Source organism: Verrucomicrobiota bacterium, assembly GCA_019247695.1.
Taxonomy (GTDB): Bacteria; Verrucomicrobiota; Verrucomicrobiia; order Chthoniobacterales; family JAFAMB01; genus JAFBAP01.
The window spans coordinates 1-9,696 of the sequence record JAFBAP010000155.1; the positions used below are offsets into that span (position 1 = coordinate 1).

General features: G+C 60.4%; 8 protein-coding genes. 2 read left to right on the forward strand and 6 right to left on the reverse strand.

Annotation, left to right across the window (positions count from 1 at the left end; genetic code table 11):
- Nucleotides 1–340 precede the first annotated feature (340 nt).
- The 6 genes from tsaD to tig all read right to left on the reverse strand — a co-directional run bounded on the left by tsaD (nt 341) and on the right by tig (nt 6,824).
- Nucleotides 341–1,354, reverse strand: coding sequence for a tRNA (adenosine(37)-N6)-threonylcarbamoyltransferase complex transferase subunit TsaD (gene tsaD / locus JO015_17975; protein MBW0000985.1), 1,014 nt, complete (start codon nt 1,352–1,354; stop codon nt 341–343).
- Entirely contained in the window at nt 1,351–2,676 is a 1,326-nt protein-coding gene (locus JO015_17980) for a S41 family peptidase (protein MBW0000986.1), read from the reverse strand. Before JO015_17980 ends, tsaD begins: the two co-directional genes overlap by 4 nt.
- Nucleotides 2,677–3,070: 394 nt before the next feature.
- Nucleotides 3,071–3,463, reverse strand: coding sequence for a hypothetical protein (locus JO015_17985; GenBank protein MBW0000987.1), 393 nt, complete (start codon nt 3,461–3,463; stop codon nt 3,071–3,073).
- Between the two features lie 49 nt (nt 3,464–3,512).
- Nucleotides 3,513–4,781 (reverse strand): ATP-dependent Clp protease ATP-binding subunit ClpX, encoded by a 1,269-nt coding sequence (gene clpX, locus JO015_17990; protein MBW0000988.1) that lies wholly within the window; start codon nt 4,779–4,781, stop codon nt 3,513–3,515.
- A gap of 33 nt (nt 4,782–4,814) precedes the next feature.
- Nucleotides 4,815–5,477 carry an ATP-dependent Clp protease proteolytic subunit gene (locus JO015_17995; GenBank protein ID MBW0000989.1) on the reverse strand — a complete coding sequence of 221 codons (663 nt, stop codon included), beginning with the start codon at nt 5,475–5,477 and terminating at the stop codon, nt 4,815–4,817.
- A gap of 18 nt (nt 5,478–5,495) precedes the next feature.
- Nucleotides 5,496–6,824 carry a trigger factor gene (tig, locus tag JO015_18000; GenBank protein MBW0000990.1) on the reverse strand — a complete coding sequence of 443 codons (1,329 nt, stop codon included), beginning with the start codon at nt 6,822–6,824 and terminating at the stop codon, nt 5,496–5,498.
- A 338-nt stretch (nt 6,825–7,162) separates the two neighbouring features.
- Here tig and JO015_18005 point away from each other — a divergent pair, with 338 nt between their 5' ends.
- Together JO015_18005 and JO015_18010 are read left to right on the forward strand one after the other, a co-directional pair.
- Complete coding sequence (locus JO015_18005; GenBank protein MBW0000991.1) at nt 7,163–7,609, forward strand: PTS sugar transporter subunit IIA; 447 nt, start codon at nt 7,163–7,165, stop codon at nt 7,607–7,609.
- A gap of 10 nt (nt 7,610–7,619) precedes the next feature.
- Entirely contained in the window at nt 7,620–9,440 is a 1,821-nt protein-coding gene (locus JO015_18010) for a ClcB-like voltage-gated chloride channel protein (GenBank protein ID MBW0000992.1), read from the forward strand.
- Nucleotides 9,441–9,696: the final 256 nt, after the last annotated feature.

The window sequence follows — 9,696 nt, forward strand, 5'->3', positions numbered from 1 at the left end:
TGGTAGGCTCGCCGCGCGAGTTGTTCAGAGATTGGATCGCGTGGTAAGAGCGGTACACGTAGTAATGGCCGTCGATTAACAAGAAGCGCACGGAACAGGATCTCCGAGGATCGGATTCGCGCAACGAGGAACCCGTAACGGGTAACGCGTAACGCGTAACGCGTAACGCGTAACGCGTAACGGGTAACGAGTGGCGGGTGGCGGGTGGCGGGTGGCGGGGGCGGGTGGCAAGGAGTACCGCGGGCGGCCGGAAGGAATTTCGGTTCACCCTTTGTCCGGAAATCACGACCGCCAGGTGCTCTGCCGGACCCGCCACCCGTTACCCGTTACCCGTTACCCGTTACCCGTTACCCGTTACCGTCAACGGCAGGCTCGGATCGGCGTCAACGCCGAGGTCATCGATGAGCCCTTGCTGAAGCCGCTGGACCGCCGCGAACCCGATCATCGCCGCGTTGTCGGTGGTGAGGTCGGTCCGGGCCAGGTTCAACGTGACCCCGGCCGCGGCGCATGCTTTTTCCATCCGGTCCCGGAGGCGCGAGTTGCAGCTGACGCCGCCGCTTACCCCAACGACCTCGCAATTGTGCGCCCGGGCTGCCGCCAGGGTCTTGCGCACCAGGACGTCGACGACCGCTTCCTGGAACGAAGCGGCCAGATCAGCCTGAAAGTCTCCCGACAGCTGAGGTAAGAGATAACGTACGGCCGTCTTGAGGCCGCTAAAGCTGAACTGGAAATTGGATCCTCCGGGCATGCTGCGGGGCAGCCGGTATCTGGTCGGGTCCCCTTTACGCGCCAGCCGGTCGATTTCGGGGCCGCCCGGGTAAGGCAGCCCGATCAGCCTGGCAACCTTGTCGAAAGCCTCGCCGGCAGCGTCGTCGACCGTCCGGCCGACCAGGCGATAATCGCCTACTTTCTCGAGGAGGACCAGCAGGGTATGGCCGCCGCTCACGACCAGACCGACGGAGCGCACCGGTCCGGCAGCCGCGTCAAAGAAAGGCGAGAGCAGGTGGCCTTCAAGGTGGTTGACGCCGATGAACGGGCGATTCAGCCCGATGGCCAACCCTTTCCCGGCCGCAAGCCCGACCAGCAACGCCGTCAGGAGGCCGGGTCCACGGGTCGCGGCCACCGCGTCGATCGCCCCCGGTGCAACCCCGGCCGTGGCAAGCGTCCGATCGAGCAGGGGTTTGATTTTTGCCAGGTGACTGCGCGAGGCCGCTTCCGGCACGACGCCCCCGAAAGGCTGGTGCAGTGCCGTCTGGCTGGCGACCTCGCTGGTGACCAGGTCGTTGCCGTGCACCAGCGCGACGGCGGTTTCGTCGCATGAGGTTTCGATCGCAAGGATCAGCGGTCTACTCACCTCTCGCGGACAGCGTCCTCGGATTTGGACGGCGGCACCGAAGCGGCGGAACCGCTCTGGCTGTAGATCATCATGCCCTTGATGGCATCCGCTGCCCGTTCGAGCTGAGGGTCGCGCTGCTCGTTTACAACCTTCTGCTCCGCCGGCGAAAGGGAGCCCTCCCGGCGGCGCAACAGCAGCGCCTTCTCTTGTTCCGGCGTCAAGGAGGCGACAATGTTCGGCGTGATGCCCCGTTCGTGAATCACCTGCCGGCCCGGCGTGTAATACCGCGCGGTGGTCAACCGGAGCGCCGAACCGTCGGGAAGCTGAATCACGCTCTGGACGGAGCCCTTGCCGAACGTGGTCTCGCCGACGAGGATGGCGCGGTTCAGATCCTTCAACGCTCCGGAAACAATCTCGGCTGCGCTGGCGCTTCCGTTATTGACCAGGATGGCCAAGGGAAAGTTCGACCGGGGTTTTGCATTCCGATCGGTCAAGTATTCCCGGTGCTGGCCGGCATCACGCCCTTCAGTGTAGACCACCATGGTCTTCGGTGGGACAAAGAGCCCGCAGACATCGACCCCACTGTTCAGGAGACCGCCCGGATTAAACCGCAGGTCCATGATCAACGCCTGCATACCCTGGCTCAAAAGCGCGTCCACCTTTTGAGCGAGCTCCTGCGCAGTCGGCTCGTTGAACTGCGTAATGCGCACGTACCCGATTTTAAAGTTTCCGGCCAGCGAGGGATCCAGGATCTTTGCGTCTTTTACGCTCGCCACCTTGATGACTTCACGCTGAAGGGTATAGTCCCTGGTCTCCTTTGTGGAAGGCCGAAAGATGGTCAGGCTGACCTTCTGGCCGGGTTCGCCCCTGAGTGCTTCCAACGCGTTCTGCAAGCTCATCCGTTCGGTGGTGTTCCCGTTGATCCGCAGGATTTGATCATTGGGCACCAGGCCGGCCCGGAATCCGGGCGAGTCTTCCAGGGGGGACACGATGGTGAGGACGCCGTCCCTGCTGGATACGACGATGCCGAGACCTCCAAATTCGCTCCGGGTGTCATCCTGCATGTTCCGGAAATCCGACGGCTCCATAAACTGGCTGTGCGGGTCGAGACTGCTCAGCATCCCGCGCACGGCCGCGTACATGAGATCCTTGTAAGCCAGCTTTTTCTCGTCGAGGTAATCCTGCCGGATCAACTGCAGTGCGCGCGTGAAAACCGTCAGGTTCGCGTAACCGGCCTCGTCCGTATCTGCTGAGGCGCTGGCGGTGAACAATCTCCAGCCGATTCCGAGCTCAAACACCAGAATGAGCGCCAGACAAGCGTAAAGGAACTGCCGTTTCATCGGGGTTGCACCCTAATACCGTGTAGACAGTTATCCTGGTGGAATTTCGACCAGGTTTCAGGCCCGAAGGAGCGGTAGACCTTAGCCCAGGGTTTACCCTGGGTAACCGTAAAAGGACGACGAGCCCTGAAGAGGCGGCAGAACCCGGAAGCGACGCCTTCTGCCGCCCTTTCAGGGCTCGATCGGGGGAGGGGCGCGTTCCCAGGGTGGAACCCTGGGCTAAAGTCTGGCGGCCCGTTGGGCCTAAGACAAAATGTTACCTCGATGGCCATCAAAATGGTATAACACAGTTGATTGGCTGATCAAAAATCGGATGGCAGATCAGCCGGCCGTTTTCCGGCCCGGCGGGCTGTAAGGCGGTCACCGGTGAACCGTGAGAACTCAGAACCCCGGTTTACTGATCCGCAGCCAGCTTCTTTCGACGTTGCACCTGCCGTCCGCCCGCGGCGTCCAGCAACACCAATTCGTCATCCGTGAGGCTTTCGATCTTTTCTTCAACGTCATAAGACCCCACCGTCGATGCATCGCTGCGCTCGACCTGACCCGAGGCCTTCAGTTTGCCGTTCTTAACGTCCCAGCTGCCGGCATAGTTCCAGCGCGTCGTTTCACCTCCCCGGTGAACCACCCGGTCCGCCGAATGAAAACCGTCCCGATGAAAGTTGTTCTCTGCGTAAAAGCGATAATTCGCGCCGCTCTGATCCGTTACCCAGGTCCCGACCAGCCGACGGGTAAGCTGCTCATCCCTCGTCGCCGACGGTTGATCGCAGCCCGCGAGGACGCCAGCCATGACAACCGCAACCGGCAACAAGCCCCGAAACGGGCCGGGAAAGGCGCCGTCACGCCGCATCTTTGTCTTGCTTGCGCCGGATCAGCGGAGCTCGTTTCCCTTCAACCACGGCGCGATTCACCACGACGTCGGCGATGTCCTCCCGGCTCGGGACCTCGTACATCACGTCGAGCATGATCTTCTCGAACATCGAACGCAAAGCTCGTGCGCCCGTGCCTTTGCTGGCTGCCACCTGAGCCAACGCGCGCAAGGCGTCTTTTGTGACCACGAGATTCACGTTCTCCATCGCCAGAAGCTTGTTGTACTGCTTGACCATCGCGTTGCGAGTGTCGGTCAGAATCAGCATCAACTCATCTTCCGTCAGCGTGTCGAGTGCGGTCACGATCGGCAAGCGCCCGATGAACTCGGGGATCATCCCAAAGGAAATCAAATCTTCAGGTTCGGTACACCGCAATGCCTCCTGGCCCGAAAGCGACTGCGACTGAGTCTCGCCCACCTGGAAGCCGAGGACTTTGTTGCCCAACCGGCGTTGGATCAGCTTCTCGAGGCCGACAAACGCACCGCCGCAGATGAACAGGATTTTCTCCGTATTCACCTGGATGTATTCCTGGTGGGGGTGTTTGCGGCCGCCTTGCGGCGGAACGTTGCAACTGCTGCCCTCCAGAATTTTCAGCAACGCCTGCTGGACCCCCTCCCCGGACACGTCCCGGGTGATGCTCACGTTGTCCGTCTTGCGACCGATCTTATCGATTTCGTCGATGTAAACGATCCCGATCTCGGCCCGTTTGACGTCGTAATCCGCATTCTGCAACAATCGCAAAATGATGTTTTCGACGTCTTCGCCGACGTAACCGGCTTCCGTTAACGTCGTGGCATCCGCGATGCAAAAAGGCACGTCGAGGATACGGGCCAAGGTGCGGGCGAGCAACGTCTTGCCCGACCCGGTCGGGCCGATCAGCAGGATGTTGCTCTTTTCAATCTCAACGTCGCTGTAGGGATCGAGCGCCAGATCCTTGCCGGGGTTAACCTGCAGGATGCGCTTGTAATGGTTATGAACCGCCACCGCCAGGACTTTTTTGGCGTTCTCCTGTCCGACCACAAACTGGTCCAACTGCCGCCGAATTTCGACCGGCTTGGGAACCCGGAGCGCCGCCGTCTGCCGGCGCGCGTCTTCACTCAGTTCCTTATCGAGGATGCCTTTGCAGACGTTTATACAGTTGTCGCAGATATAAACGCCCGGTCCGGCTATCAGTTTACGAACCTCCGCATGGCTTTTCCCACAGAAGGAGCACATGGTGAGGTTGGAAGCGCGGGCCATGATAATCTAATCTCTAATCGCTCGAAGGGGTGATCAGGCGGGCAGAATGCTGTCGCCGTTTACGGGAAGGGCTTGCGCGGGCACGTCTTTGCGGGACCGGACCACCTCGTCGACCAATCCGTAGACCTTAGCCTCTTCGGCCGACATCCAGTAATCGCGGTCTGAGTCATGCGCCACCTGCTCTTCGGTTTTGCCGCTGTGATTGGCCAGGATGTGGATCAGGCGCCGTTTCATTTTGAACATCCATTCGACGGTGCGTTCGACATCGCTTGCCGTGCCCTGGGCACCGCCTGAAACCTGGTGGATCATGACGTCCGAATTCGGCAGCGCGTAACGTTTGCCCCGGCTGCCGGCCGCCAGCAGAACGGCGGCCATGCTCGCGGCGATGCCCACGCAGTAGGTCGCAACGTCACAGGTCACAAACTGCATCGTGTCATAAATCGCCAGACCCGCCGTCACCGAACCACCGGGAGAATTGATGTAAAGGTTGATGTCGCGTTTGGGATCTTCCATTTGCAGGAAGAGCATCTGCGCCACCACCAGATTGGCGACGTGGTCGTCGATCGCCGTACCGATGAACACGATGCGGTCCTTCAGAAGCCGGCTGTAAATGTCGTAACTGCGCTCGCCCCGGCCAGTCTGTTCGATGACCATGGGAACGAGCAGATTTTGCGCGTAATATTTTGGATCAGCCATTAAATCAACACCTCAGAATCAGCTGTTCGCGACCCCTTCGGAACTGGTTTCGATGTTAGCATTCGAGGTTAGGAAATCAAGAACCTTACCGATCAGGATCTCCTCGCGGATCTGGGGAACCGCCCCCTGGGATTCCAGTTCAGAAAGCGTCTTCTCATAGGTTGTGCGGTACTGGGCGGCGAGCGCCTCGATCCTCGCCCTCAGGTCTTGCGGGCTGACCTCGATCCCTTCGTTCTCAGCAATCCGTAACAGGATGAAATTGGCCTTCAGGCGATCCCGGGCGCTGCGAGATGCCGTGTTGACGATGTCTTTTTGGTTCTCGCGCAGGGTTTCCTCCGAGATGCCGCGCTTTTGGTGCTGCTGTACGATTTCCGACATGATCCGGCGGGTCTCGTCCTTGACGTACGACTGCGGAAGCTCGCATTCGACGTTTTTGACCAGGTAATCGATGACCCTGTTACGCTTAAGGTTCTCGATGGAGGCACTCTTTTCGGACTGCAACTGGGCCCGAACCAACTTGCGCAACCGGTCCAGATCGAACCCGTGCACGATCTGGTTGGCGAAGGCGTCGTCGAGTTCCGGCAGGTTCATCCGCTTGATCGCCTTAACGGTGACCTTGAAATGAAGGGTCCGGTTGGCCAGCGCCTCCGTCGGAAAAGTCTCCGGCGCCGTAACGTCGAACTCGCGGGTTTCGTTCACCCGCAGGCCGACCACCTCTGGGGCGAACCCGGGCACGAGCGTATCCTCTTCAAGCTTCAGCCAGAAATCCAGACCGCCGGCCAGCCGTTTGGAGGCAGCCGGCACAGCCTCGAGCAGCGGCAGGCCGTCGACGGTAGTTTCATAGTCCAGCACCACGAAATCCTCCATCTCGATGGCCCGGTCTTCAATGTCGGAAAAACTTGCCTGGCGCTCGCGCAGCCGCTCCAGGGCCTGGTCGATTTCCTCCTCCATGAGCTCCTCCGGCGGCACGGACACCGGGATCCCTTTGTACTCCGGCAGTTCAAACTCGGGGGCGGTAATCAACGTTGCCGTGAAACGCATCGTTTGATCCGGCGCAAACTCGACGTCTTCAACTTCAGAAACGGAGAGGACCTTGAGCCCTTTTTCCCGGATTGCTTCGCGAGTTCCTTCGTTGAGCAGTTTACGGGTAAGCTCGTCCTGGATTTCCTTCCGGAATTTGGCTTCGACCACGTTCTGGGGCGCTTTGCCGGGGCGGAATCCGGGGATCCGCGCGGCCTGGCGAAACTTTCGCACCACCTCGCTCCACTCTTTCTTGACCCGGTCGGAGGGCAGCTCAATCCGGAGTGAGGCAAGACAATTTGGCAGGTTCTCAACTTCGACATTCATTGGAAACGCTTTAGGTGCCGCAACCGTCCGCGCCGGGTTAACGGCCCGCTCTGGCTCCTCAAAAAAGCTGCGCCGGCGGCATGCCTGGCTTCTCGGGTCGCCGGGCTGCCCAGCCTGGCGACTTGCTCGCGAGGCCGATCGTCACAGCACCATAAGGGTGCAAAAAGTAGTGCCGAACATTCGCACGCGCAAATGCGACTTGCGTCCGGGGTCACCGCGTCTGCCGCACGCGGCCGGCGAATGACGATTCCAACCGCAAACCAAGCGCATTTTTTCGACTCGTCCAAGGTGACTTCTTCCGATTAACTGGTATACCAAAGGGCTGGAGGTCAGGAGTTTTGAATCGAAAAGCAGTCGAATTATTGCGTTCTGCAACGTTTATTTCAAAACTTGGCGCGCCCTCCATCCTGGACGGAATCGAGAAAATGCTTGCCGCGGTGGCCGGCAATCCTGCGGTGCTGGATTTGAACAGCTTCCGCCGGGCGGTGCTCGAGCGCCAGAAAATGAATCCTCCATTCGCACCGAGCGGCGTCGCCTTTCCGCACGCCCGCACGGATGCGGTGCAGGCGCTGGTGGTCGGGGTCGCAACCCTGGCCTCTCCCCTGCCGGCGGACGCGATCAACATCCGGTTGATGTTTTTGATCGGCATACCCAAAACCGCCACCCAGGAATACCTGGAGCTGATGTCGTTCCTGACCCGTAACCTGCGGACGCCCAGCGCGGTCGAAGAGCTATGCCGGATCACCGATAAGGATCAATTCCTGGGTGCGCTGGCGGCGAGCTGACCGGGATCGTATGGGTGCCACCAGAGCCAGCCGGGCCGGCCTCGCCCTGTCTCCCCGGTTGCGCGCGCTGCTGCGCCTGAAACTCTGGGTCGTCGAGCACCTTCGTCCCAGCGAACGCCAGGTTACGCTGCTCTGGGCGGTGTTTATCGGGCTGGCCGGCGCCCTGACCTCAGACGGGTTTCGCAAGGCCGCCGACCTCGTAACGGAGTTTCTGACGGGTTCAACGCATTCGTCGATCCAGACGTTCGGCCGCCTGCCCTGGTGGCAACGGTTGCTGGTCCCTGCGTTCGGGGGTTTGCTTGCCGGCACAACTTTGTGGATCGGGAACCGGCTCCTGGCTTCGATCCGGCAGAAATCCACGACCGACTACATGGAAGCCGTAGTGATCGGCAACGGGCGCATCTCCGCGAGCGCCACCCTGGTGAAGACGTTGTCCGCACTTTTTTCGATCAGCAGCGGAGCGTCAATCGGGCGTGAGGGGCCTCTGGTGCAGCTATCAACGCTCATCGCTTCGGTGATCGGCCAGTCGCGGCAGTTCCCCGTGCCACGGCGCCGCCAACTGGTGGCCTGCGGGGCCGCGGCCGGGATTGCCAGCGCGTACAACGCGCCGATTGCCGGTGCGTTCTTCGTCTCGGAAATCGTGCTTGGTACCGTGGTGGTCGATTCGCTCGGACCCCTCATCCTGGCCTCGGTCGTCGCGACGTTTACGACCCGCGCCATCCATGGCAACGCCGCGCTCTACCAGTCGGCCGACCTCGACCTGCACACGCGTTGGGAGGCCCTGCCCCTGACGCTGATGGGGATCATACTCGGCTTCCTTGCCCCGGTTTACCTGCGAATTTTGCGCAAGACGGAACGCCTTTTTACCAGGTTTACCGTGCCGGTGGCCGTGAAAATGGCGCTAAGCGGGGCCGCGGTTGGCGTGATCGCCGTCTTCTTTCCAGATGTGTGCGGCAACGGCCAGAACCTTATCCGCTCCCTTTTTCACCAAAACTGGCTTTGGGACACTGTCCTGACGCTGGTTCTCGCCAAGCTGGCGGCCACGCTCATCACCTTCGGCTCCGGCGCGGTAGGCGGCGTCTTTACCCCGACCCTTTTTATCGGCGCGGCGGCCGGAGTGCTTTACGGCCAGACGGTCCTCTATCTGGCGCCCCAGCTTCAGCCTGACCCGACAATCTACGGGTTGGTCGGAATGGGCGCGTTTCTGGCCGCGACCACCGGTGCCCCATTAATGGCGATTCTCATGGTCTTTGAACTGACCCTGAGTTACGGGATTGTACCATTTCTGATGGTCGCCTGCGTGCTCGGTTACTACTGCAGCAGCATCTTCGAACGCCGGTTTCTGTATGGCGAATCCCTGGAGCGAAAAGGTGCGGCCTTCTTCAGCCGGCAACTGGCGGACCTTAACCTCCTCGACCTGATCCGCAAGGATCCGATCACCCTGGGCAAGAGCGCTTCCTTCGCCGAGGTCGCACGGACCTTCGTGCAACACCGGTTCCAGCACGTTTACATCGTGGATGAAGACCGGCGCCTGCTGGGAGCCGTCTCCCTTCACGATGTGAAAACTTTCCTCGATCGGCCCGAGCTCGAGACGGTCGTGATTGCTGCCGACATCATGGTCGAAGATTTTCCACGCATCTTTCCGGACCAGGGCCTGAGTGAAACGCTGCAGAAATTCGCCGATACCCAATCTGAGCGTCTGCCGGTGGTCGACAGTCTGCACTCCCAACGCCTGATCGGCAGCGTGTCGAAGACCGACATCATCCTGCACCTGGCAGGCGACTCAACAAAGAAAATGCCACAAATGACGACGGTAACGGGTGGCGAGTAACGAGTAACGAGTAACGAGTAACGAGTAACGAGTAACGAGTAACGGGTAACGAGTAATGAGTAGCGGGTGTCGGGTGTCGGTCACACGGCGGGCACGACGTAAGAATCACACGGCGCCACGGCGGAACACGGCGACCACGGCGGGAAGAAGGGGAGAGAGTTCGGGGTTCGGCGTTCGGAGCGGCAGAGAATGCCACAGATGAAGAAGCGCCGCTGCCGTCACCTTAATCTGTGTCAATCTGTGTAATCTGTGGATG